This is a genomic window from Phenylobacterium sp. GW823-FHT02A09 (assembly GCF_058797775.1).
Window position 1 is genome coordinate 187,193 of record NZ_JBXAJZ010000002.1, and the last position, 22,065, is coordinate 209,257.

The following is a 22,065-nucleotide window of genomic DNA, read 5'->3' on the forward strand; positions in this document are numbered from 1 at the left end:
CTTGCTTAACGCGGGTGGCGAAGCAAGGCGCGGGCGGTCACACCCCCGTGCTCGGACGGATCACCAGCTGTCGATCCAGCGCAGCTTCTTCTCCGTGCGCACCGGCAGCGGCGGCAGGGACTTCAGGCCCGACAGCACCCAGCGCCGGGTGTCGGCCGGGTCGATCACGTCGTCGAGCGCGGGGCCCATGGCCTGGGACAGCGCCTTGCCGCGGGCATAGGCGGCGGCGACCATCTCGTCGAACTTCGCCTTGCGAGCGGTCGGATCCTCGATGGCCGCCAGCTCGTTGCGGTAGCCGAGCTTCACCGAGCCTTCGAGGCCCATGCCGCCGAACTCGCCGGTCGGCCAGGACACGCTGAACATCGACGCCTGATAGCTGCCGCCGGTCATGGCGATGGCCCCCAGGCCGTAGCTCTTGCGCAGGATCACCGAGAACAGCGGCACGGTCAGGTTGGCCCCGATCACGAACAGCCGCGAGCAATGCCGGATGAGGCCCGTCTTCTCGGCCTCCGGTCCGACCATGTTGCCGGGGGTGTCGGACAGCGACAGCAGCGGGATGTCGAAGGCCTCGCACAGCTGCATGAAGCGCGCGGCCTTGTCCGAGGCGTCGGAATCGATGGCCCCGCCGATGTGCTGCGGATTATTGGCGAACACCCCGACCGGCCGCCCCTCGATGCGGATAAAGGCGGTGACCATCGCCAGGCCGAACTTGGGGCGCAGCTCCAGCACCGAACCCTCGTCGGCGATCAACTCGATAACCTTGCGAATGTCGTAGACCCGCAGCCGGTTCTCCGGGATCGCCCGCCGCAACAGCCGCTGATCGGCGGCGGTCCAGTCGGCGACCGGCCCCTGGAAGTAGGACAGGTACTGTTTGGCGAGCCTCACCGCGTGGGCTTCGTCGTCGGCCAGCACGTCGATGGTGCCGTTGGCCTGCATGACCTTGACCGGCCCGATCTCCTCGGGGCGAAAGACACCGAGCCCGCCGCCCTCGACCATGGCCGGCCCGCCCATGCCGAGCGCCGCGTCCTTGGTGGCGATGATCACGTCGCAGCAGCCGAGGATGACCGCGTTGCCCGCGAAGCACCGCCCTGAGGCGACGCCGACCAGCGGCACGGCGCCCGACAGCCGCCCCCAGAACTCGAAGCCGCGCACGAAGCCGCCGCCCTCGGTGTCGCCCGGCCGACCGCCGCCGCCCTCGGTGAAGAACACCGTCGGCAGGCGCCAGCGCGCGGCGATCTCGCTCATCCGATCGAGCTTGTCGTGATTGTGCGAACCTTGGGTGCCGGCCAGGACGGTGTAGTCGTAGGCCATCACCGCCACGCGGGCCTTGTCCTCGGCGAAGCGGTCGCCGTTGACCGCGCCCAGCCCCATCACCATGCCGTCGGTCGGCGTTTGGGCGATGAGCTCGTCGACCGTGTTGCGGCGTCGCCGGGCGGCGACGGTGAGCGCGCCATACTCGGTGAAGCTCCCCGGATCGCAGAGGTCGTCGATGTTTTCGCGGGTCGTGCGCTGGCCGGTCTTGCGGCGGCGCGCGACGGCGTCCGGTCGCGCCTCGTCGAGCGTCAGGCGGTGGCGCTCCAGCACCTCGGCCAGGTCCGGGCGGATGTGATCGAGGTCGATCGCCTCCTCTTGGGCGTCCGCGCCGCCGGCGACTTCGGCCGGTTCGATGTAGGCCAGGGCATGGTCCTCGAAGACCGTGTCCCCCTCGCCCACCGCCACCAGTCGCACCACGCCCGAGACGTCGGCGGCGACCACGTGCTCCATCTTCATGGCTTCCATGACGAAGAGCGGCTGGCCCTCGCGCACCTCGTCGCCCGACTGGATCATCAGGCCGATCACGGTGCCCTGCAGCGGCGCGCGCACCGGCCGCGTGCCTTCCGGGCCTTCCATCTCCTCGGGCTCGTCCTGCGTCTCGGCTTGCGCCTTGCCGTGGTGCAGAACCGCCAGCGGATCGGAGGCGTCGACCTGCGCCCCAGCACGCTTTGGCGAGGCGGCCGCAGCAGTCTCGAAGTAGTGGCGCGGGGCGGGCGGCGTCTGCGCCAGTTCGTCCATGCGCTCCTCGATCAGCCGGGTATGGACCTCGCCGCCCGTCACCGCCGGATGCGCCAGCAGGCCCTGCAGGAATTCGATGTTGGTCGCCGCCCCGACGATCTTGAACTCCGAGAGCGCCCGCCGCGCCTTGGTCGCCGCCGAGGCCAGGTCCGGCGCGTGGACGATCAGCTTGGCGAGCAGCGAGTCGAACCGGCTCCCGGTGCGGTATCCGGCGTAGCCGAAGCCGTCGACCCGCACGCCCGGCCCGGAGGGCGGCTCGTACGCCGACAGCACCCCGCCAGAAGGCTTGGCGGTCCCGTCAGCGGCCATGGTTTCCAGGTTGACGCGGGTCTGCAGGGCGACGCCGCGAGGGCGGGGGACGGTTGCCTGAACCAGATGGAGCTCTGCCAGCGAGCAGCCCCGCGCCAGTTCGATCTGTAGACGGACGAGATCGAGCCCCGTGACCTCCTCGGTCACCGTATGCTCGACTTGCAGCCGAGGATTGGCCTCGATGAACACCGCGCGATCGCCATCGACCAGGAACTCCACCGTGCCGAGATTGCGGTAGTGCGCCGCCCGCCCCAGCGCGACGGCGGCCTCGAACAGCCGCTCGCGGGTTTCCATCGGCAGGCTCGTCGCCGGGGCGATCTCGACAACCTTCTGGCGCTGGCGCTGCAGGCTGCATTCCCGGTCCCAGAGGTGCGACACCAGTTGGCCGTCGCCGACGATCTGCACCTCGATGTGCCGCGCGCGGGGCAGGAATTCCTCGACATAGAGCGCGCCGTCGCCGAACGCCGCCTGCGCCTCGGAGGCGCAGCGCTCGAAGGCCTCGGTCAGTTCGTCCGGTGAGCGCACCGGCCGCATGCCGCGTCCGCCGCCGCCGGCCACCGCCTTGACCATCACCGTCCCGTTCGGCCCCAAGCTCTCGAGGAACACCCGCGCCTGCGCCAGTGTCGTTCCACCGGGGGTGCCGGCCAGGATCGGCACGTCGCACCGTTCGGCGAGCGCCCGGGCCGCGCCCTTGTCGCCGAACAGCTCCAGCGTCTCTGGCGAGGGGCCGACGAACGTCACGCCGGCCTGGGCGCAGGCGCGTGCGAAGGCCGCGTTCTCGGACAGGAAGCCATAGCCGGGATGAACGGCGTCGCAGCCCTGCGCCTGGGCCAAGGCCAGGATCTGCGCGCCGTCGAGATAGGCCGCCGGTCCAGCGCCGTTCAGCGCATGCGCCGCGCCCGTCACACGCGTGTGCAGCGAGGCCGCATCGTCGCTGGAATAGACCGCCAGCGTCTCGATCCCCATGTCCGCGGCGGTGCGGGCGATACGGATAGCGATCTCGCCGCGGTTGGCGATCAGCAGCTTCTTCACCTGGCGTTCCCCTCGCGTGACGGCCCGCCATGGCTGGAAGGCTCTCGGGCTTTTCGGCCACTTTGCCCGGGCGCCGCAGGGGCCGTCTACGCCTTGGGCGCCAGTCCTTCGAAGAACGGCCGCACATAGAGCGCGGCGGCGGCCTGCGGCGTGACCCCTGGCGTCCAGTGGTGCAGCTCGGCGGCGGCGTTGATCATCGCGGTCAGCATCTGGGCGCCGACATTGACGTCCACCGGCCGCACCGACCCGTCGGCGATCCCGTCCGAGATCAGCGAGGCGAAGCGGTCGGACAGGCGATCGAACCGCGCGACCAGCTGCGGCTGGATGGCTTCCGGCGCCGAGGTGAGGGCCGAGGCGCGCAGCAGGGGGGCATTGCCGTTGAGCTGATATTCGACAAGGGCCGTGGCGATGGTCGCCAGGGTCTGCAGCCCGGTGGTCGACACCTCCTCGGCCTGACGAATGGCCCGCCGCATGACGTCGAAGGTGCGCTCGAAGCAGGCGACCACCAGTTCGTCCTTGGTCTCGTGGTGGTGGTAGAAGGCGCCCTTTGTGACGTTGAGCCGGGCGCTGATCTTCTCGACCGAGGCGCCCACATAACCCTCTTCGTTGATCAGCTGGGTCGCGGCCCGCAGGAAGAGCTCGCTGGACGCTTCGGCGCCCTTCGGGATCAGGGTCGGCAGCGCCACGGGGTTCCAGGCCGCGCCCGCCGCGGCGAGCCCGTCGACCGTGATCGCCCAGACCCGCTTGGACACCCGGCCGAAGTCCTCGGCGTCGTTGCGATGCAGCCAGACCGGCGCCCAGAACACTTCCGAGATCAGTAGCAGCGCGCGCGCGCCCAGCGCCGGTCGCGACACCGCGCGAGTCTCGGGCCCGGAGAGCAACGTGCGGATACGCCGGAACATGTCGACATAGGCGGTGTTGACCGGCGCGCTGTTCAACGCCCTCACGTCGTTGAAGACGGTCAGCGGTTCGGCCTGGCCCGCCAACATCTGGGCGCGATAGTCGAAGTAGGCGTCGAGGAACAGCTTCACCCGCGCGCGAACATCCTCGCCTCCCTCGGCCTGAGCGATGAGGCCGTTGTAGCGGTCGATGCCCCGCAGGAAGCAGGCCGCGGCCAGATCTTCCTTGTTCTTGAAGTAATAGATCACCCCGGTCGGCACGAGGTCGAGCCGCGCCGCCACGTCGGCCAGGGTCATGCCCCGTACGCCGCGGCGGTTGAGCACCTCCACGGCCGATCCCACAATAGCACTCTTGCGCTGCTCAAAGCGCTTGGTCGGTACACGGACCGTCGTCGTCGTCATCGATGCGTTCTTGTTATCTAGACGACGACAGATCAGCCCCGCCGCGTCCTCCCGAACACATGATGACCGACCTGAGCGCGCTTAGCCACTCTTGAGCGTGGCCGTATCGATCGGAAGCTGACGAATGCGCTTTCCAGTGGCGGCGAAGATCGCGTTGCACAACGCAGGGACAATCGGCGGCAGGGCCGGCTCGCCCAGTCCGGTTGGCGAGTTGTCCGACTTGATGAAGTGCGTCTCGATCGGCGGCGCCTCGTTGATGCGCATCAGCCCGTAATCAGTGAAGTTGCTTTCGACCGCGGCGCCGTTCTCGATGGTGATCTTCTGGTGCAGCGCGCCCGACAGACCGTCGAGCACCGAGCCCTCGATCTGGTTCAGGGCGCCGAACGGATTGATGATCTGCCGGCCGACGTCGGCCGCAACCCAGACCTTCACCACCTTGATCGCCCCGTCTTCCGGGGCAACCGCCACCTCGGCCACCTCGGCGAAGTAGCCCAGATGGCTGTAGTGGAAGGCGATGCCCAAGCCCGAGCCCTTGGGCAGCGTCCGCCCCCAACCCGACTTCTCGGCGGCCAGCTTGACCACCGCGGCCATGCGGCCGGCCGCGTAGCCGGACGGCGCCTCGCCGACCATCGGCTTGTCGCCTAGCAGCTTCAGCCGGAAGGCGACAGGATCGGCGCCGGCGGCATGCGCCAACTCGTCGATGAACGACTGCACGACGAAAGCGATGGCGTTCGAACCGGGCGCGCGCAGCGGTCCGGTCGGCACCCCGCAGGGCATCATCGAAAGGTCGTAGCGATAGTTGGTCAGGAAACGAGCCGGGAACTCGGTCGGCGACATGCCGGCGCTGCGCGCGGCCGTGCCGTTCTCGCCCAGGGTGACGAAGTGGTCGTGCCAGCCGACGATATCCCCGGCCGCGTCCACGCCGCCCTTGAGGAAGTGCCAGCCGGCCGGGCGGTAGAAGTCGTGGCGCATGTCGTCTTCACGCGTCCACAGCAGCTTCACAGGCGCGCCGGCCTGTTTGGAGATCCAAGCCGCCTCGACCATGTAGTCGTTCATCAGCCGTCGGCCGAAGCCGCCGCCGCCGCGGATCATGTGAATGGAGACCGCTTCGGGCGCGATCCCCAGGGTCTTGGCGACGAGCTGGCGGCCCGGCTCGGGGTTCTGGGTCGGGGCCCAGATCTCGACCTTGCCGTCCTTGAAGTGCGCGGTGCAGTTCTGCGGCTCGAGATTGGCGTGCGAGATGAACGGATAGGCGTACGCCGCCTCCACCGTCTTGGCGGCGCCCTTCAACGCCGTTTCGACGTCGCCGTCATTGCGCTCGGTCTTGCCAGGCGCCGCTTTCGACAACTCGACCGCCTTGGCGGCGAAGCCGGCCGACGACTGCGCCGAGGTCGGATGCTCGGCCCAGCGGGTGTTGAGTTGATCGCGCCCCTTGCGCGCCGCCCACCAGCTGTCGGCCACCACGGCCACGCCGGGCAGCAGGCCGTCGAGCACGGTCCCCCCCTCGACGACGAAGGCGTCGCGCACGCCCTTGACGCCCTTGGCGGCGGCCAGGTCCGCGCCGGCGACCTTGGCCCCGAACACGGGCGCCTTTTCGAAGGTGGCGAAGAGCATTCCGGGCACGACGACGTCGATGCCGAACAGCGGCTTGCCGGTGACGATGGCGTCGGTGTCGACTTGGCGCAGCGGCTGGCCGATGATCTTGTAGTCCTTGGGATCCTTGACCGGCACGGTCTTCAGGTCCGGCACCGTGATCTGCGCCGCCTTGGTCGCCAGCGAGCCGTAGGTCGCCTTGCGCTTGGAGCCGGCGTGATGGACGACGCCGCTGGCGGTCGTGCACTCGGTCGCCGGAACGCCCCAGCCCTGGGCCGCGGCCGCCACCAGCATCATCCGCGCCGCCGCGCCGACCCGGCGCAGCTCGTCCCAGTGCAGCGGCGTGGCCATGCTGCCGCCGGCGAACTGGCGGCCGTAGGTGGCGAAATCGTTCATCGCCTGCTCGGTGCGGACCTGGGCCCAGTCGACGTCGAGCTCCTCGGCGATCAGCATCGGCAGCATCGTCTTGATGCCCTGCCCGACTTCCGGGTTCTTGGAGACGATGGTCACGCTGTTGTCAGGGGCGACCCGGACATAGGCGTTGAGCTTGCCGCCCGCGCCGCCCGCCTCGGCCGCACCGGCCTTGCCGGCCACCGTGAAGGACAACACCAGGCCCGCGCCCGCCAGGACGTCACGACGGTTGGCCGAAAGCAGTTGGGATCCGTCCGCCATGATCAGGCCTCCGTCTTCTGGCCCGAGGCCAGCTTGATGGCCGCGCGGATGCGCGTGTAGGTCGCGCAGCGGCAGAGGTTGCCGGCCATCGCCTCGTCGATGTCCGCGTCGGTGGGCTTGGGCTTCTCCGCCAGCAGAGCCGTCGCCGACATGATCTGGCCGGCTTGGCAGTAGCCGCATTGAGCGACGTCGAGCTCGCTCCAGGCGGCCTGCACCTTCTTGCCGACGGCGCTCACGCCGACGCCTTCAATGGTGACGATCTTCGACTGACCGAGCCCTTCGACCGGAATCGCGCACGAGCGCATCGGCGCGCCGTCGACATGCACGGTGCACGCGCCGCATTGGGCGACGCCGCAGCCATACTTGGGACCCAGTATGCCAAGGGTGTCGCGGAGCACCCAGAGCAGCGGGGTATCGCCGTCGACGTCCGCCGACAGAACCTTGCCGTTCACGTTGAGCTTGAAGGCCATCAAAGCCGCCCTCCCTGTTTCTTCCGGAATCCTAAGGGTTGGTATGGCCACGCCGCAAGCGGAGTAAATCTGACAGGCCTCGGACGAGGGGACCCAATCCGATCTCCGGAAGCATAAATTTCAAGTAATTATACACATGTACATTCCGTAACATTCTTAAACCTTCGTCATTACTCCAGTTTAACACGACTATTCACGGCCGATCGGAATATCCAATAGCCATCGGCGGCCTACACAGGCGCCACGAATTGGGAGAATTCGGATGACCAAGTTCAGCGCCACCCTGGCCGGCGTCGCGACCATCGCTCTCGCGGCGGTGCCCATCCTGGCCTTGGCCAGCGGCGCCCAGGCCGCCCCGGCCGCCGTGAAGGTTTCGGACATCGAGGTCGGGTCGGCCCGCCACGCGCACACCCTCGAACACCGGGTGTCGAAGGCCGCCGCCGACTACTGCAGCACCGCTTCGGTCGGGCGCATCACCCTGGCCGCACACCAAGCCTGCCTGAAGGGCGCCCGCGCCGAAATTCAGGACAAGCTGGCCGTGCGCCAGGCCGCGGCCGACAAGCCCCAGGAACTCGCGCAGCGCTAGTCCCCCGAAGGCCGCGTGAGTAAGGCCCGCCCTTGTGGCGGGCCTTTGCACGTCTAGCGGCCGCCGGCCGCCTGCATGATGCGGTCTGACGAGGGGCGGCCATACATGCCGTCGGCCGGCGTGACGGTGATCCGCATCTCTTCGCCGTAGAGGATCGCCGAGGGCCGCCGCCCTTCGACCAGCTTCACCTTCTTGACCCGCGACAGCAGGCTACGGCCGTCAGGGCGGCGCGAGATGCGCACGACGGCCTCGGCCGCCACCGCCGCAGCGTCGGCGACGACCGCCGAGGAGGCCGGCGAGGCGTCAGCCTCAAACGGGATCAGGCGGCGCGCCGCGCGGGTCGCGCGAGCGCTGGCCTGGGCCAATTTTTCGAGCAGGGCCTGCGGGCTGAGCGGCGCCAGCCGCAGGGCGCCGCCGGCGCCGGCCAAGGCCGCCGGCGAGCCGCCCGGCCGATCGGCGGTGAACAGGGTCAAGCCGCCCAGCCGCGTCGCGCGCAACATCGGCTCGCCCAGATCGTTCTTGTAGATCACATCGCCGCGCGGGGCCGGATGCGGCCGCAGCGCCCAGATTTCGGGGCTCGCGTCGAACTTCATGTAGACGCGCGGCTGGCTGCGATCGAGGACGAAGCCGTCGCCGTCCTCGCTGACATAGCGGGCGATCGGCGGGCTGGCCTGACGGCCGGGAGCCGGGCGATCGCCGAACAGACCTTCGCGCAATGTCTGCGGTCCGGCCTGCGCGACCGTCGCCCAGCCAAGGTTCATCGCCGCGGCGAAAGCCACGGCGATAAGCCCCAGGTACGCTGACGCCGGTCTTTCGCTCACCATCGAGCTAGGCAGATGCCCTTTGACTGGGGCGCTTTTTGGACGCGCGCCAAGCTTAGCCGGCCATGTACTGGCCACCGTTCAGCGACAATGTCGACCCGGTGACATAGCCGGCATGCTCGCCGGCCAGGAACGCGACCATGTCGGCGATCTCTTCGCCCTTGCCGAGGCGTCCGACGGGAATCTGGCCGATGATCGAGGCGAGCACGTTTTCCGGCACCGCCTGCACCATTTCGGTGTCGATGTAGCCGGGCGCAATGCAGTTGACGGTGACGCCCTTGCGCGCGTTTTCGAGCGCCAGCGCCTTGGTGAAGCCGATGACCCCGGCCTTGGCCGCCGAATAGTTGGTCTGCCCCATCTGGCCCTTTTGACCGTTGATCGACGAGATGTTGATGACCCGGCCCCAGCCGGCGTCCCGCATGCCTTCGATCACATGACGGGTCATGTTGAAGACCGAATCCATGTTGACGCGGATAACCTCGGACCACTGCTCGGCGGTCATCTTGTGGAAGACCCCGTCGCGGGTGATGCCGGCATTGTTGACCAGCACCTCGATCGGCCCCAGTTCGGCGGTGACCAGTTCGACCGCGCGGCCGCAGTCCTCGAAGCTGCCGACATTGCCCTTCACGACCATCACGCCCAGTTCGGACGCGCAGGCCTGCGCCGCAGCCTCATTGCCGGAATAGCCGGCGGCGACCTCGAACCCGTCGGTCTTCAGCCGCTCCACGATCGCCCGGCCGATCCCCCGGGTTCCCCCCGTCACGAACGCAACTCTGCCCATCGGGCTCGCCTCCCTCGCTTAAACAACCGGGCGCCGGTTGGTCCGGCGCTCCAGGAACGTCAGACTGACTCCACGCACATGGCAACGCCCATGCCGCCGCCCACGCAAAGCGTCGCCAGTCCCTTCTTGGCGCCCGAACGTTTCATTTCGTGCACAAGGGTGGTGAGAATGCGGGCGCCCGAAGCGCCGATCGGGTGACCGATGGCGATCGCGCCGCCATTGACGTTCACCTTGGCGGGATCAAGACCCAGGTCGCGCACCACGCAGATCGACTGGGCCGCGAAGGCCTCGTTCGATTCGACCAGATCCAGGTCGCTGACAGCCCAGCCGGCCTTTTCCAGCGCCTTGCGGCTGGCGGGGATCGGGCCGGTGCCCATGATCTCAGGCTCGACGCCGGCATTGGCCCACGACGCGATCCGGGCCAGCGGCTTTAGGCCCCGCTTGGCGGCTTCGTCGGCGCTCATCAGCACCAGCGCGGCGGCGCCGTCGTTGAGGCCCGAGGCGTTGGCGGCGGTGACCGAGCCGTCCTTGGCGAAGGCCGGACGCAGGCCCGCGACGCTTTCGAGCGTCGCGCCGTGGCGGATGTACTCGTCCTGGTCGACGACAGTGTCGCCCTTGCGGCCCTTGATCGTCACCGGCGCGATCTCGTCGGCGAACTTGCCGGCCTTTTGCGCGGCCTCAGCCTTGTTCTGGCTGGCGACGGCGAACTTGTCCTGCTCCTCGCGGGTGATCTGCCAGCGGGCGGCGATGTTCTCGGCGGTCTGGCCCATGTGGTAGCCGTGGAAGGCGTCCCACAGGCCGTCCTTGATCATGGTGTCGACCAGGGCGAGATCGCCCATCTTCTGGCCGCCACGCAGGTTCTGGGCGTGGGGCGACTGGCTCATGCTCTCCTGGCCGCCGGCGATGACGATGGCGGCCGAGCCGTCGGCGATCTGCTGGGCGCCCAGGGCGACTGCGCGCAGGCCCGAGCCGCACAGCTGGTTGAGGCTCCAGGCCGGGCTTTCCACCGGGATGCCGGCGTTGACCGCCGCCTGGCGGGCGGGGCCCTGGCCGGCGCCGGCCTGCAGCACCTGGCCCATGATCACCTCGCCGACGTCGGCCGAGGCGATGCCGGCCCGCTCGACGGCGGCGGTGATCGCCACCTTGCCAAGCTCATGGGCGGGGAGGCTGGACAGCGCCCCATTGAACGATCCGACGGGGGTGCGGACGGCCGAGACGATGACGACGTCGCTCATGGGAGGGCTCCTCAGCTCATTTGAGGTTTTCATCTATCGATAAAGGGCGGAGCTTGGGCAAGGGCGCAAACCGACTCGCCTAATCAGGGCGGTCACTTTCGGAACGCGCTCGCATCCGCGATACTGCGGTGCAAGAATGAGAATCCGCCGCCGGGGGCGGGCAGATGAAGGACTGTGGGATGGCTGACACCCAGGGATCCGACGACGGCCGCGTCGTCATCAAGAAGTACGCCAACCGGCGGCTCTACAACACCGCCTCGTCCTCGTACGTCACGCTCGAGCACCTGTCAGACATGGTGAAGCAGGGCGTGGACTTCGTCGTCTACGACGCCAAGACCAACGAGGACATCACCCGCACTGTCCTAACCCAGATCATCTTCGAGGAAGAGAGCCGCGAGGGGCAGAATCTGCTGCCCATCCAGTTCCTGCGCCAGTTGATCGGGTTCTACGGGAACTCGATGCAGGCCTTCCTGCCGAGCTATCTGGAACTGTCGCTGGCCACCTTCGCCGAGCAGCAGGAGCGCATGCGCTCGCAGTTCGCCAGCATCGGCCAGGGCTCTGGCCTCGGCGGCGCCTACGAGGACCAGATCCGCCAGAACCTGGCCATGTTCGACCGGGCGATGAAGATGTTCTCACCCTTCGCCTACACCCGCCCGCAGGACGAACCCGCGCCGGCCGCCAAACCCGCAGCCGCCGCCCCGCCGGCGTCCGACGAGACGCTCGACGCCCTCAAGAAACAGATGGCCGAGATGCAGGCGCAGATCGAAAAGCTCGCCAAACGCTAGCTTAACCTCGCCCCGCTAGGCTTCCGGCATGACTTCGCCCATCGATCCTATCCGCAGGCCGAACGCAGCGCGACGCGTCAAGCGCTCCGACAACGCCGCGCGGGGCGAATCGACGGATCGCAGCGTGCCGGCGGTCTATGAGCCGCCGCAGCCGCCCGCGCCCGCGGGCGTCGCCGCGCGCCCCGAAGCGGCCTTCGCCGCGCACATGCTCGGCCAGGACGGTCAGAAGCGCGGCCTGCGCGGCGGCAAGGAAACGCTCGAGAGCGCCCGCACGCTCTACAACAAGATCGAATATTCGGGCTCGGCCGACCGCCGCACGCCCAAGGGCCGTACCGCCAAGACCGAGGTCTAGCTTCCCTTCAGCCGGGCGATCTCGGCTTCCAGCGTCGCCACCTTCTTTTCCAGCGCCAGCAGGCGGCCGGTCAGGTCGCCCTGCCCCGGCACGGGCGTCGAAATTCCGGCCCGGTCGGCGACCTCAGCAGCCGGCACGCCCAGCAGGTCGGCGAAAATGCCTACCTCCTCGGCTGAAAGTTCCCGTTGGTCCTTGAAGGCCAGGACCATCTCGGCCTCGCTCATGCCGGCCGCGGCCGCGAGAATGCGTTGATTGAGCCCGCGTTCGGCCAGCTTTTCCTCGAACCACTGGCGATCGAAGAACAGCGCCATCAGCCGCGCCCGGCTTGGCGCCGGTCTTGCTTAACCAGGAGTGAATCCATCGCCGACGGGACTCCCATGTTCGCCATCGCCACCCGCTTCTTCGATCTGGCCGTCGTCACGCTGATCTTCTCCGCCCTGACCTGAGGCCTAGTAGTCGCCCTGGCCGAAGTCGACGTCGCGGCGCGCCGAGACGATGGTGACGATAAATCCGGCCAGCACGTCCAGCAGCACCATCACGGTCAGCAGGAAGAAGGCCGAGGTCGCGAAGGCCGGCGCCAGCAGGAACTCCACCAAGCAGCCGACGAACAGCAGCATTGAAAGGGCGTGATTGACGATCGCCGTCCGCCGGCTGGTCGTCGACTTGAGCAGCTCGATGAACAGTACGATCAGGCCGGCCAGCAGCAGCAGGTCGCCCAGCGTCACCGGCCACTCGGCCGCCGAATTCATGGCGATCGTGAACAGCGGCTCGGTCATGCGGATCGTCGCCTCCTGCGAGGCGAAACCTCCCGCCAGGGCCAGCACGACGATGTTGTAGGCGAGCACGGGCAGGGCCAGCAGCGGCACGGCGGCGAACATCGAAACCCCTCCCCCTTCGGGATCGAGCAGGAGCTTCCGCTGCTTCTCCAGGCGCGACAAGCGCTCGGCCCTCAGAGCTCTTCCACGCGGCCGGGCAGCCGCGAGCGCGACTGCAGCCACATCACGCCGAACAGATCCGACAGCGAGGCCCAGAGCCGGCCGAGGTTGGTGTACTTCGACTGGCCGGTCTGGCGATGGCGGTGGTTCACCGGCCGGAACGAGACCTGGTAGCCCTCGCGCAGCATCAGCGCCGGCAGGTAGCGGTGGATATGATCGAAGTACGGCAGCCGCAGGAACGCCTCGCGCCGGAACGCCTTCAGCCCGCAACCGGTGTCGTTGGCGGTGTCCTTCAGCAGCTTCTTGCGAACGCCGTTGCCGAAGCGCGAGGCGAACTTCTTGGCGGCGCTGTCCTGGCGCTTGACCCGTTCGCCGCCGACCAGAACCAGATCGGACGGCCCGGCAATGAGCGCATCGACCAGGCCCGGGCCGTCGGCAGGATCGTTTTGCCCGTCGCCGTCCAGTGTGACGATCACGTCGCCACGCGCAGCCAGGATGCCAGTGCGGATCGAGCGGCTCTGCCCGGAATTGCTCGTATGGCTCAGCACGCGGAGCTGCGGGATCTCGGCCTTCAGCGCGCTCAGCGCCGCGCGGGTGCCGTCGCGGCTTTTGTCGTCGACGAAGATCATCTCATAGTCGCGGCCGGCGAAGGCGGCGGCGATCTCGCGTGCGAGATCTGGCGCCGCGCCCTCCTCGTCGAAAACGGGGACGACCACGGAAATGTCGGGCGTTGATTTGGCCATGGCTCCTCATAGCGGAAAATTCGCCGCGCGGATGCTATCAACGCTGCCATGAGTCTACAGGCCTATCTGGACCGATTCAGCCAGGGCTGGCGTGCGCCGGCCTTCGCCGCCCTGATCGCCATGCTCGCCGGCTTGCCCGGCGTCTTCGCCATGCCTCCGCTGGACCGCGACGAAAGCCGGTTCGCCCAGGCCACGGCGCAGATGCTGGAGACCGGCGACTTCGTCGTCATCCAGTTCCAGGACCAGCCCCGATTCAAGAAGCCGGTCGGCATCCACTGGATGCAGGCGGCCAGCGTAAGCCTGACCTCGCAGGTCGAGGACCGCGACATCTGGGCCTATCGGCTGCCCTCGTTGCTGGGCGCGATGCTGGCGGCGGCGGCCTGCGCCTGGGGCGCCACGGTGTTCTTCGGGGCGCCGACCGGCCTGCTGGCCGGAGCGATCCTCGGATCGACGTTCCTGCTCTCGACCGAGGCCTTCATCGCCAAGACCGACGCGGTGCTGGCCGGGACCACGACCCTGGCGCTGGCGGCGCTGGCCAGGATCTACGCCGCGTCGCGCGGCGGCCCGCCGGCCGGGCGGATCACGCGGCTGCTGTTCTGGCTCGGCCTGTCGCTGTCGATGCTGGTCAAGGGCCCGGTCGGGCTGATGGTCGTCACCCTGACGGCGCTGTCGTTGTGGGCCTGGGACCGCAAGGGCGCCTGGCTGAAAGGGCTGGGCTGGACCTGGGGCCTGATCCTGATGGCCGCCATCGTCGGTCCGTGGGCCGCGGCCGTGACGGTCGCCACCGACGGCGGCTTCTGGACCACCGCCTTCGGCGCCGACTTCGCGCCCAAGCTGGTCGGCGGCCAGGAAAGTCACGGCGCCCCGCCTGGCTATCACACCCTGCTGACCCCGCTGCTGATCTTCCCGGGCGCTCTGCTGCTGCCAGCCGCCCTGGCGCTCGGCTGGCGCGCCCGCAATGAGCCGGGCGTGCGCTTTGCGCTGTGCTGGCTGATCCCCGCCTTCATCGTCTTCGAGGCCACCCCGACCAAGCTGGTGCACTACACCCTGCCGACCTACGGAGCCTTCGCCTGGCTGATGGCTGCGGCTGTGATGCGCCCGCCGATCGGCAAGGTCGCCAAGTGGATCGGCGTGGTGCTGTCGGCGCTGGTCGGCGTCGTGTTCGCCGCCGCGATCTTCTACCTCTACGGCGAGTACGGCGATCCCAGCGATCTTCCGGCGACGATCGCCACGGCGCTGCTGCTGGCCGCTGCGGGCCTGACCGGGGCCTACCTGCTCTGGCGCGGCGACGCCCTGAAGGCCATCGTCTGCGCCGGCGCGCTGACCATCCTCGGCCACGGGGCCTTCGCCGGCGCCTTCGCCCCGCGCCTGGAGCCGCTGTGGCTGTCGCAGCGCACCGAGAAGGTGCTGGAGGAGGCCCGCCTGCTGCCGCGCCAGGGCTTCACGCCCGCGCCGGTCGCGGTCGCCGGCTACGCCGAACCCAGCCTGGTGTTCGCGCTCGGCACGCCGACCGACCTGGGCGACGTTCCCGAGGCCATCGAAGCCATCGCCGACCAGCGGCCCGCCGTGGTCGAGGGCCGCGAGCAGGCGGCCTTCGAGGCCGAGCTCAAGGCTCGCGGCCTGAAGGCCCGCGAGATCGGCAAGGTCGAGGGCCTCGACTACTCGAACGGCGACGAAACGACTTTACGCATCTACGCCCCAGCCCCATCTGAGTCCCCATGAGCCGGTTCATCGAAATCGTCGAAGTCGGTCCGCGCGACGGGCTGCAGAACGAGAAGTCCATCCTCGAGGTCGATCAGAAGCTCGACTTCATTCGCCGGCTGCAGGCCGCCGGCGCCAAGCGGATGGAGGTCGTGTCCTTCGTCAATCCGAACCGCGTGCCGCAGATGGCGGGCGCCGAAGAGATCATGGCCGCCCTGCCGGCCGGGTCGGGTCTGTCGCGCATCGGCCTGGTGCTGAACATGCGCGGCTGGGAGCGCGCGGTGGCGACCGGCTGCGACGAGGCCAATGTCGTGGTGTGTTCGTCGGACGGCTTCGGGATCCGCAACCAGGGCGCCAACGTCGCCGAGCAGATCGAGGCGATGCACGCCATCGCCGCCCGTCAGAAGAACGAGGGCGGTCCGCCGATCTCGGTGACCTTCTCGACCGCCTTCGGCTGTCCGTTCGACGGCGAGGTGCCGCAGGACCGCGTCGTGTCGCTGGCCCGCGAAGCGGCGAACGCCAAGGTCGACGAGATCGCCCTGGCCGACACCATCGGCGTGGCCGATCCGTGGATGGTCCGCGACCGGGTCGAGGCGGTGAAGCAGGTGATCGGCGATATCCCGCTGCGGCTGCACTTCCACGACACCCGCAACACCGGCCTGGCCAACGCCTTCGCCGGGGTCGAGGCCGGGATCGACATCCTGGACGCCAGCTGCGGCGGTCTGGGCGGCTGCCCGTTCGCGCCGGCGGCGACCGGCAACATCGGCACCGAGGATCTGGTCTACATGCTGGAGCGGGCCGGGTTCGAGACCGGCTACGACATCGGCGCGCTGATCGAGACGGCCAAGTGGATGTCGGGGCTGCTGGACAAGCCGATCGCCGCCTCGGTCAGCCGGGCGGGCGTGTTTCCGGCCTAGGCCGTGCGGCCGCGGATCCGCCACATCACCGGGCGGGCGATGGCGGTGCAGACGATGATCGGGGACAGGATCAATGCGAGCGCGAGCTCGCCGAAGCCTTCGGCACGTTTACGGAAGTAACGCGCCAGGCCGACGCCCTTGTGGAACTCGACCCGCAGCGGGCTGGCGTGGCTCGTATGGCCAAGATGAATCACCTCGGCCTTGGGCTGGAACAGCACCTCGCCGCCGGTCTGGCGGATGCGCCAGCAGAGGTCGACGTCCTCGACGTGCAGGAAGTAGCCCTCGTCGAAGCCCTGGACGATGTCGAAGTCCTCGCGGCGCATGCAGAAGCAGGCGCCCGAGATGGTCGGCACGGCGATGACGCCTTCCGGCGCGGCCTCGGTTTCCCAGTGCACCTCGTAACGGCGCCAGGCGGGGATCTTCCGCGACAGATGGCTGAGGCTCATCAGCGCGCTGACCGGCGTGATGTCGCCGCGGCGCGCGCCGCGCTGTTCGGTGCGGTCGGCGTTGAGCACCCGACCGCCGACCAGGGTCGGAACCGGACGTCCCTCGATGGCGCGGACCAGCTCGGCGATGCAGCCGGGCTGCAGGAAGGCGTCAGGATTGAGGAAGACGATGGTGTCGCCGGCCGCGCCGCGGGCGCCGAGATTGGCGCCGCGGGCGAAGCCGACGTTCCCATGGCCGGTCATCAGCCGCACGCGCTTGTCGCTTTCGGAAAGGCGCTTCAAGCGCGCCGCCTCCATGCGGGTCGAACCGTTGTCCACGATCACGAGCTCGTCGACCAGCGGATCGGCGAGCACGCATTCGATGCTCTGCTGCAGGGCCTCGCCGGTCATGTAGACGACCATGACGACGGACACTTTGCGGTGCGGCTTCAGGAAGTCCTGAGTCGGCGCGGGTTCGTAAGCAACGATCGGTGCGGCGATGCCGTTCATCCAGCCTCCCTAACCCCGACCGCGCCCTGCTCCGGCGAAGCACCCCGAAGCACAGCCTGACGTGCAACATCCGGCGGACTCGCCTCTAAGGCAAGTTTATTGACCGCCTCTTCGAGCGAAAGAATGGACTGACCGTCGGAGCCCAAACGCCTCAAGGCGACCTTGCCTTCCTCAGCTTCCCGCCGGCCGACCACCGCGATGATCGGCGCCTTCGCGAGACTGTGTTCACGGATCTTGTAGTTGATTTTTTCGTTCCGCAGATCCGTATCAACCCGGAGACCGGCGGCGCTCAATTCTTGAGCCACCCTCAAGGCATAATCATCGGCGTCTGACGTAATTGTGGCGACAACCACCTGCGTCGGCGCCAACCACAGCGGGAACGCGCCTGCGTAGTTTTCAATCACCACGCCGATGAAACGCTCCATCGATCCGCAGATCGCACGGTGCAGCATGACCGGCCGCTGCTTGGAGCCGTCCTCGACCACGTACTCGGCGTCGAGCCGTTCCGGCAGCACGAAGTCGAGCTGCAGCGTACCGCATTGCCACGTCCGGCCGATGGCGTCCGAGAGGTGGAATTCGAGCTTCGGGCCGTAGAAGGCGCCCTCGCCCGGCAGCCGCTCGACCTCCATGTTCACCGCCTGGCGGGCGGCGCGGTCGAGCTTGTCCTCGGCCACGTCCCACACCTCGTCGGTGCCGGCGCGCAGGTCCGGACGCAGGGCCAGCTTCACGCTGTGCAGCTCCAGGCCGAAGTCAGCGTAGACCGAGTTGAGCAGGCGCACGAACTTCGTCGTCTCCTCCTCGATCTGGTCCTCGCGGCAGAAGATGTGGGCGTCGTCCTGGGTGAAGGCGCGCAGGCGCATGATGCCGTGCACCGCGCCCGACGGCTCGAACCGGTGGCAGGCGCCGAACTCGGCCATGCGCAGCGGCAGGTCGCGATAGGACTTCTGGCCGAAGTTGAAGATCTGGACGTGGCCCGGGCAGTTCATCGGCTTGACGGCCAGCTCTTCGCCTTCCGTCGTTTCGCACGTGAACATGTTCGCGCCGAACTTCTCCCAGTGCCCCGACTTCTCCCAGAGGGCGCGGTCCATGATCTGGGGCGCCTTGACCTCGACATAGCCGTCGACGTCCAGGCGGCGGCGCATATAGGCCTCGACCGTGCGGTAGAGCGTCCAGCCCTTCGGATGCCAGAAGATCATGCCCTTGGCTTCTTCCTGCAGGTGGAAGAGGTCCATGGCGCGGCCGATCTTGCGGTGGTCGCGGCGCTCGGCTTCCTCGAGGCGCTTGAGGTGCGCTTCCAGGTCCGCCTCGCTGGCCCAGGCCGTGCCGTAGATGCGCTGCAGCTGGGCGTTGCGGTGGTCGCCGCGCCAATAGGCGCCGGCCAGCTTCATCAGCTTGAAGGCCTTGCCCACCGACTTCGTCGACGGCAGGTGCGGCCCCAGGCACAGGTCCTTCCAGTTCCCCTGGCGATAGACCGTGATCGTCTCGCCTTCCGGCAGGTCGGAGATGATCTCGGCCTTGTAGGCCTCGCCGATCGACTTGAAGTGCTCGATGGCCTCGCCGCGGCCCCAGACCTCGCGCACGATCTTCTCGTCGCGGTCGACGATCTCCTTCATGCGCTGCTCGATCGTCGCCAGGTCGTCCAGGCTGAACGGCGTGTCGCGCGCGAAGTCGTAATAGAAGCCGTCGTCGATGGCTGGGCCGATCGTCACCTGGGTGCCGGGGAACAGCTCCTGCACCGCCTCGGCCATGATGTGGCTGGCGTCGTGGCGGATGGTCTCGAGGCTCTCGGGGCTTTCGCGCGTCAGGATCTCGAAGGCGCCGCCCTTTTCGAGCGGGCGGTCGAGGTCGCGCAGCTCGCCGTCGAGCTTCACGAGCACCGCCTTCTTCTCCAGCGACTTGGCGATGGAGGCGGCGACGTCACGTCCCGTCACGCCGTCGTCGAACTGGCGCTGGGAACCATCGGGGAAAATCAGGTCGATCATGTCTCACATGTCCATGTCCGCGAGGCCGGCCCATCTCCGTCTGGGGCCTTGTCGCGCGGTTGGGGGACCGGGTCGTAGCCCGAAGCTCCCCAGGGGTGACAGCGGCACAACCGCCGGGTCGCAAGCCAGGAGCCGCGAACGGGGCCGTGCAGGATCAGGGCCTGGGCCGCGTACTCCGAGCAGGTCGGAAGAAACCGGCACTGGCGCCCGATCAGGGGCGAAAGCGTCAGCTTGTAGGCGCGCAAGGCGCCACGGACGCAGGTCTCGTAGAGGTTCATGCCGGCTCGCGGACGTGCGATTCAGCCGCAGCGATTACGCTGGGCGGCCTTGAGGATCAAGCCGCGCCGGCGCGGCTAGTTCGTTCCACGGCGCGGCGGACAGCCTCGGCCGCGGCCTCGAACGCCAGGAGCGTGGAGGCGTGGCGGGCGGGATAGTCTTTCACCGGGGCCAGCATGGAGAGATCCGAAAAACGTCCTTGGGGCGCATCTGCGCCTTGCTTGAGCATAGCACGGAACTGGTCCCGGGCCATCTCGATCTCCGACAGGCTCGCCCCGAGCACGCTGGCGCCCAGCACGGCGGCCGAGGCCTGGCCCAGCGCGCAGGCCTTCACGTCCTGGGCGAATTGGGCGACGCGGTCGCCCTCGACCGTGACATCGACGACCACGCGGCTGCCGCACAGCTTGGCGACCTTCTCCGAACTGGCGTCCGGCGCAGGCAGCCGGCCGAGATGCGGCATGTTCGCCGCAAGCTTGAGCAGCTTGGCCGAGTAGAGGTCGTCGATCATGGGGCTGATGTAGGGGCTTCGCCCTCGGCGCGCCATTGCGCCTCGGCGCGCGCCTTTAGCGCCTCGCTCATGGCCTGGAAGCCGCGATAGATCTTGCGGCCCATGCGGCGCGCCACCGTCGGGCCCAGCAGCCCGCCGATCAGTTCGCCGTTGGAGAAGATCGTGCTGGCGGTGTCGAGCTTCTCGAGTTCGAGGAAGCGGATGTTGGAGACCAGCCCGCCCAGCATCTTCAGCCGCCAGTGGATCTGGTCGTTGGGCACCCACTCGTACACCACCGGCTGGATCACCCGCGGCGCCTCGTCCTCCAGCGCCAGGGTCAGGGTGAGCTGACCGCCGGTGCGGACCACGCCCTGCGCCTTGGTGTAGAGCGGATTCCACTCGTGCCAGCGCTCGACGTCATAGAGGATCTCCCAGATCGTCTCGGCCGGGGCCTGGATGCCGATGCGGTGTTCGACCCGCACGCCGGGCGGACCGGCCGAGGCGGCAGGCTTGAACTTCAGCCCCTTGCCGGGCGTGAACATATTGTTCTGCGTCTTCGGACCCAGACCCATCAGCCGGATTCCCTGATCCGCCAGGTCGCCCCGGTCGGACCGTCCATCACCTCGATGTTCAACGCGGTGAGCTCGTCGCGGATGCGGTCGGCGGCGGCCCAGTCCTTGGCGGCGCGGGCTTCGATCCGCTGGGCGATCAGGCCGTCGACCTTCTCGCGCAGCTCGTCGGTGACGCCGGCCTGGAACCAGTCTTCCGGATCGCCGAACAGGAAGCCCAGCAGGTTGGCGGCGGCCAGCAGCTCGCCCTTGGCCTGGCCGCGGCCCTTGCCGGTCGCGGTCTCCAGCCGGGTGGCCATGGCGAACAGCTCGGCGAAGGCGGCCGGGGTGTTGAGGTCGTCCTCCAGCGCAGCCAGGAAGGCCTCGGGCGCGGGTGCGTCCTCGGCCTCGACCTCGCTGGCGCGGCGCAAGGCGCCGTACAGCCGGTCGAGCGCCTTCTTCGACTGCTCGATGAGGTCGCCGGTCCATTCGAGCGGCGCGCGGTAGTGGCCGACCAGCAGCGCCCAGCGCAGCGCCTCGCCCGGGGCCTGCTGGATGAGGTCGTGCACCAGGGCGACATTGCCCAGGCTCTTGGACATCTTCTCGGCCGCCATGTTCAGGAAGCCGTTGTGCATCCAGTAGTTCGCGTAGCCGCCCTCATGATCGTGGCCGGCGCAGACGCCCTGGGCCATCTCGTTCTCATGGTGCGGGAACAGCAGGTCGATGCCGCCGCCATGGATGTCGATCGGCAGGCCGAGGGACTTCTCGATCATCGCCGAGCACTCGATGTGCCAGCCGGGGCGGCCGGGCCCCCAGGGGCTGTCCCAGACCGGCTCGTTCTCCTTGGAGGGCTTCCACAGCACAAAGTCGGCCGGGTGCTGCTTGTACGGCGCGACGTCGACGCGGGCCCCGGCGATCATGTCGTCCATCGGCTGGCGCGAGAGCTTGCCGTAGTCGGCGTAGGCCTGGGTGTTGAACAGCACGTGACCTTCGGCCGCATAGGCCGAGTTGTTGCCCACCAGCTGGCCGATCATCGCGATGATCTCGGCCATGGTCTGGGTGGCGCGCGGCTGATGGGTCGGGCGCAGGGCGCCGAGCGTGGCCATGTCGTCGTTGTAGATCGCCAGGTATCGGTCGGTGATCACGTCGATGGCGACGCCTTCCTCGGCGGCCTTCTTGTTGATCTTGTCGTCCACGTCGGTGACGTTGGCCGCATAGATCACGGCGTTTTCGCCGTAGGCGTGACGCAGCAGGCGGAACAGCACGTCGAAGACGACCACCGGCCGGGCGTTGCCGATATGGGCGTAGTTGTAGACCGTCGGCCCGCAGACATACATCGTCACCCGGCTCGGATCCTTGGGGACGAAGGGCCGCTTTTCGCGGGCCATGGTGTCGTAGAGCGAGAGGGCCATAGGGTCCTTCATGAAAAGGCGCGTCAGCGTTTGAGAAAAACTGACGCTGGGTAACGGTTGCCCGCCAAGGGGTTGGCCCCATATACATTCGGTCCGGCCGCGAGGCCACGGTTCCGTCCGTGGTCGCGCACTTGGCCGAC

General features: G+C 68.3%; 21 protein-coding genes. 5 read left to right on the plus strand and 16 right to left on the minus strand.

What is annotated here, in order from left to right; translation table 11 throughout:
* Positions 1–60: 60 nt before the first annotated feature.
* From AC1Q87_RS08050 to AC1Q87_RS08065, 4 genes are all read right to left on the minus strand, one after another.
* A complete protein-coding gene (locus tag AC1Q87_RS08050; protein WP_492608454.1) occupies positions 61–3,393 on the minus strand; it encodes a carboxyl transferase domain-containing protein in 3,333 nt (1,110 codons plus the stop codon).
* Between the two features lie 86 nt (positions 3,394–3,479).
* On the minus strand, positions 3,480–4,694 hold the full coding sequence (locus AC1Q87_RS08055) for a TetR/AcrR family transcriptional regulator (RefSeq protein WP_492608455.1): 1,215 nt from the start codon (positions 4,692–4,694) through the stop codon (positions 3,480–3,482).
* A gap of 81 nt (positions 4,695–4,775) precedes the next feature.
* On the minus strand, positions 4,776–6,959 hold the full coding sequence (locus tag AC1Q87_RS08060; protein WP_492608456.1) for a xanthine dehydrogenase family protein molybdopterin-binding subunit: 2,184 nt from the start codon (positions 6,957–6,959) through the stop codon (positions 4,776–4,778).
* Between the two features lie 2 nt (positions 6,960–6,961).
* Positions 6,962–7,429: a (2Fe-2S)-binding protein gene (locus tag AC1Q87_RS08065; RefSeq protein ID WP_492608457.1), complete on the minus strand. Its 468-nt coding sequence runs from the start codon at positions 7,427–7,429 to the stop codon at positions 6,962–6,964.
* 262 nt (positions 7,430–7,691) lie between these two features.
* Here AC1Q87_RS08065 and AC1Q87_RS08070 point away from each other — a divergent pair, with 262 nt between their 5' ends.
* On the plus strand, positions 7,692–8,015 hold the full coding sequence (locus AC1Q87_RS08070; protein WP_492608458.1) for a UrcA family protein: 324 nt from the start codon (positions 7,692–7,694) through the stop codon (positions 8,013–8,015).
* 53 nt (positions 8,016–8,068) lie between these two features.
* On the opposite strand, the gene AC1Q87_RS08075 is transcribed toward AC1Q87_RS08070, so the two are convergent.
* From AC1Q87_RS08075 to AC1Q87_RS08085, 3 genes are all read right to left on the minus strand, one after another.
* Positions 8,069–8,794, minus strand: coding sequence for a DUF4908 domain-containing protein (locus AC1Q87_RS08075; RefSeq protein WP_492608459.1), 726 nt, complete (start codon positions 8,792–8,794; stop codon positions 8,069–8,071).
* 97 nt (positions 8,795–8,891) lie between these two features.
* Positions 8,892–9,617, minus strand: coding sequence for a beta-ketoacyl-ACP reductase (locus AC1Q87_RS08080; RefSeq protein ID WP_492608460.1), 726 nt, complete (start codon positions 9,615–9,617; stop codon positions 8,892–8,894).
* A gap of 59 nt (positions 9,618–9,676) precedes the next feature.
* Positions 9,677–10,852 carry an acetyl-CoA C-acetyltransferase gene (locus AC1Q87_RS08085; RefSeq protein WP_492608461.1) on the minus strand — a complete coding sequence of 392 codons (1,176 nt, stop codon included), beginning with the start codon at positions 10,850–10,852 and terminating at the stop codon, positions 9,677–9,679.
* Between the two features lie 179 nt (positions 10,853–11,031).
* Between AC1Q87_RS08085 and phaR the strand changes: the two genes are divergently transcribed.
* Together phaR and AC1Q87_RS08095 are read left to right on the plus strand one after the other, a co-directional pair.
* Entirely contained in the window at positions 11,032–11,637 is a 606-nt protein-coding gene (gene phaR / locus AC1Q87_RS08090; protein WP_492608462.1) for a polyhydroxyalkanoate synthesis repressor PhaR, read from the plus strand.
* A gap of 124 nt (positions 11,638–11,761) precedes the next feature.
* On the plus strand, positions 11,762–11,989 hold the full coding sequence (locus AC1Q87_RS08095; protein WP_492608463.1) for a hypothetical protein: 228 nt from the start codon (positions 11,762–11,764) through the stop codon (positions 11,987–11,989).
* Here the strand turns inward: AC1Q87_RS08095 and AC1Q87_RS08100 are convergent.
* The 3 genes from AC1Q87_RS08100 to AC1Q87_RS08110 all read right to left on the minus strand — a co-directional run bounded on the left by AC1Q87_RS08100 (position 11,986) and on the right by AC1Q87_RS08110 (position 13,667).
* Positions 11,986–12,300 (minus strand): DNA-binding protein, encoded by a 315-nt coding sequence (locus tag AC1Q87_RS08100; RefSeq protein ID WP_492608464.1) that lies wholly within the window; start codon positions 12,298–12,300, stop codon positions 11,986–11,988. The two genes, AC1Q87_RS08095 and AC1Q87_RS08100, sit on opposite strands and share 4 nt — an antisense overlap.
* Before the next feature lie 138 nt (positions 12,301–12,438).
* Entirely contained in the window at positions 12,439–12,867 is a 429-nt protein-coding gene (locus AC1Q87_RS08105) for a hypothetical protein (protein ID WP_492608465.1), read from the minus strand.
* Positions 12,868–12,938: 71 nt separating this feature from the next.
* Complete coding sequence (locus tag AC1Q87_RS08110; RefSeq protein WP_492608466.1) at positions 12,939–13,667, minus strand: glycosyltransferase family 2 protein; 729 nt, start codon at positions 13,665–13,667, stop codon at positions 12,939–12,941.
* A gap of 48 nt (positions 13,668–13,715) precedes the next feature.
* On the opposite strand from AC1Q87_RS08110, the gene AC1Q87_RS08115 reads away from it, so the two are divergent.
* Together AC1Q87_RS08115 and AC1Q87_RS08120 are read left to right on the plus strand one after the other, a co-directional pair.
* Positions 13,716–15,389 (plus strand): ArnT family glycosyltransferase, encoded by a 1,674-nt coding sequence (locus AC1Q87_RS08115; RefSeq protein WP_492608467.1) that lies wholly within the window; start codon positions 13,716–13,718, stop codon positions 15,387–15,389.
* Positions 15,386–16,285 (plus strand): hydroxymethylglutaryl-CoA lyase, encoded by a 900-nt coding sequence (locus tag AC1Q87_RS08120; protein WP_492608468.1) that lies wholly within the window; start codon positions 15,386–15,388, stop codon positions 16,283–16,285. Before AC1Q87_RS08115 ends, AC1Q87_RS08120 begins: the two co-directional genes overlap by 4 nt.
* On the opposite strand, the gene AC1Q87_RS08125 is transcribed toward AC1Q87_RS08120, so the two are convergent.
* Genes AC1Q87_RS08125 through cysS form a run of 6 tightly spaced genes read right to left on the minus strand, consistent with a single transcriptional unit; the run spans position 16,282 to position 21,925 of the window.
* The gene (locus AC1Q87_RS08125) at positions 16,282–17,220 is read right to left on the minus strand and encodes a glycosyltransferase family 2 protein (protein WP_492608469.1); all 939 of its coding nucleotides are present in this window, start codon (positions 17,218–17,220) and stop codon (positions 16,282–16,284) included. The genes AC1Q87_RS08120 and AC1Q87_RS08125 overlap by 4 nt on opposite strands.
* Positions 17,217–19,202, minus strand: a complete 1,986-nt coding sequence (gene thrS, locus AC1Q87_RS08130; RefSeq protein WP_492608470.1) for a threonine--tRNA ligase — start codon at positions 19,200–19,202, stop codon at positions 17,217–17,219. Before thrS ends, AC1Q87_RS08125 begins: the two co-directional genes overlap by 4 nt.
* The gene (gene yidD, locus AC1Q87_RS08135; protein WP_492608471.1) at positions 19,199–19,480 is read right to left on the minus strand and encodes a membrane protein insertion efficiency factor YidD; all 282 of its coding nucleotides are present in this window, start codon (positions 19,478–19,480) and stop codon (positions 19,199–19,201) included. The genes thrS and yidD overlap by 4 nt, the downstream gene beginning before the upstream one ends.
* 56 nt (positions 19,481–19,536) lie before the next feature.
* Complete coding sequence (locus AC1Q87_RS08140; RefSeq protein ID WP_183771619.1) at positions 19,537–19,986, minus strand: iron-sulfur cluster assembly scaffold protein; 450 nt, start codon at positions 19,984–19,986, stop codon at positions 19,537–19,539.
* Positions 19,983–20,537 (minus strand): SRPBCC family protein, encoded by a 555-nt coding sequence (locus tag AC1Q87_RS08145; protein WP_492608472.1) that lies wholly within the window; start codon positions 20,535–20,537, stop codon positions 19,983–19,985. The genes AC1Q87_RS08140 and AC1Q87_RS08145 overlap by 4 nt, the downstream gene beginning before the upstream one ends.
* Positions 20,537–21,925: a cysteine--tRNA ligase gene (cysS, locus tag AC1Q87_RS08150; protein WP_492608473.1), complete on the minus strand. Its 1,389-nt coding sequence runs from the start codon at positions 21,923–21,925 to the stop codon at positions 20,537–20,539. The genes AC1Q87_RS08145 and cysS overlap by 1 nt, the downstream gene beginning before the upstream one ends.
* Positions 21,926–22,065 lie beyond the last annotated feature (140 nt).

Bases quoted from the DNA above. Each gene is read 5' to 3' on its own strand.
- AC1Q87_RS08145 (WP_492608472.1), bottom strand. From the start codon at position 20,537: ATGGGTCTGGGTCCGAAGACGCAGAACAATATGTTCACGCCCGGCAAG.
- AC1Q87_RS08120 (WP_492608468.1), top strand. From the start codon at position 15,386: ATGAGCCGGTTCATCGAAATCGTCGAAGTCGGTCCGCGCGACGGGCTG.
- AC1Q87_RS08085 (WP_492608461.1), bottom strand. From the start codon at position 10,852: ATGAGCGACGTCGTCATCGTCTCGGCCGTCCGCACCCCCGTCGGATCG.
- AC1Q87_RS08055 (WP_492608455.1), bottom strand. From the start codon at position 4,694: ATGACGACGACGACGGTCCGTGTACCGACCAAGCGCTTTGAGCAGCGC.
- AC1Q87_RS08070 (WP_492608458.1), top strand. From the start codon at position 7,692: ATGACCAAGTTCAGCGCCACCCTGGCCGGCGTCGCGACCATCGCTCTC.
- thrS (WP_492608470.1), bottom strand. From the start codon at position 19,202: ATGATCGACCTGATTTTCCCCGATGGTTCCCAGCGCCAGTTCGACGAC.
- AC1Q87_RS08060 (WP_492608456.1), bottom strand. From the start codon at position 6,959: ATGGCGGACGGATCCCAACTGCTTTCGGCCAACCGTCGTGACGTCCTG.
- AC1Q87_RS08065 (WP_492608457.1), bottom strand. From the start codon at position 7,429: ATGGCCTTCAAGCTCAACGTGAACGGCAAGGTTCTGTCGGCGGACGTC.
- phaR (WP_492608462.1), top strand. From the start codon at position 11,032: ATGGCTGACACCCAGGGATCCGACGACGGCCGCGTCGTCATCAAGAAG.
- AC1Q87_RS08115 (WP_492608467.1), top strand. From the start codon at position 13,716: ATGAGTCTACAGGCCTATCTGGACCGATTCAGCCAGGGCTGGCGTGCG.
- AC1Q87_RS08100 (WP_492608464.1), bottom strand. From the start codon at position 12,300: ATGGCGCTGTTCTTCGATCGCCAGTGGTTCGAGGAAAAGCTGGCCGAA.
- AC1Q87_RS08105 (WP_492608465.1), bottom strand. From the start codon at position 12,867: ATGTTCGCCGCCGTGCCGCTGCTGGCCCTGCCCGTGCTCGCCTACAAC.
- AC1Q87_RS08125 (WP_492608469.1), bottom strand. From the start codon at position 17,220: ATGAACGGCATCGCCGCACCGATCGTTGCTTACGAACCCGCGCCGACT.
- AC1Q87_RS08140 (WP_183771619.1), bottom strand. From the start codon at position 19,986: ATGATCGACGACCTCTACTCGGCCAAGCTGCTCAAGCTTGCGGCGAAC.
- AC1Q87_RS08080 (WP_492608460.1), bottom strand. From the start codon at position 9,617: ATGGGCAGAGTTGCGTTCGTGACGGGGGGAACCCGGGGGATCGGCCGG.
- AC1Q87_RS08110 (WP_492608466.1), bottom strand. From the start codon at position 13,667: ATGGCCAAATCAACGCCCGACATTTCCGTGGTCGTCCCCGTTTTCGAC.
- yidD (WP_492608471.1), bottom strand. From the start codon at position 19,480: ATGAACCTCTACGAGACCTGCGTCCGTGGCGCCTTGCGCGCCTACAAG.
- cysS (WP_492608473.1), bottom strand. From the start codon at position 21,925: ATGGCCCTCTCGCTCTACGACACCATGGCCCGCGAAAAGCGGCCCTTC.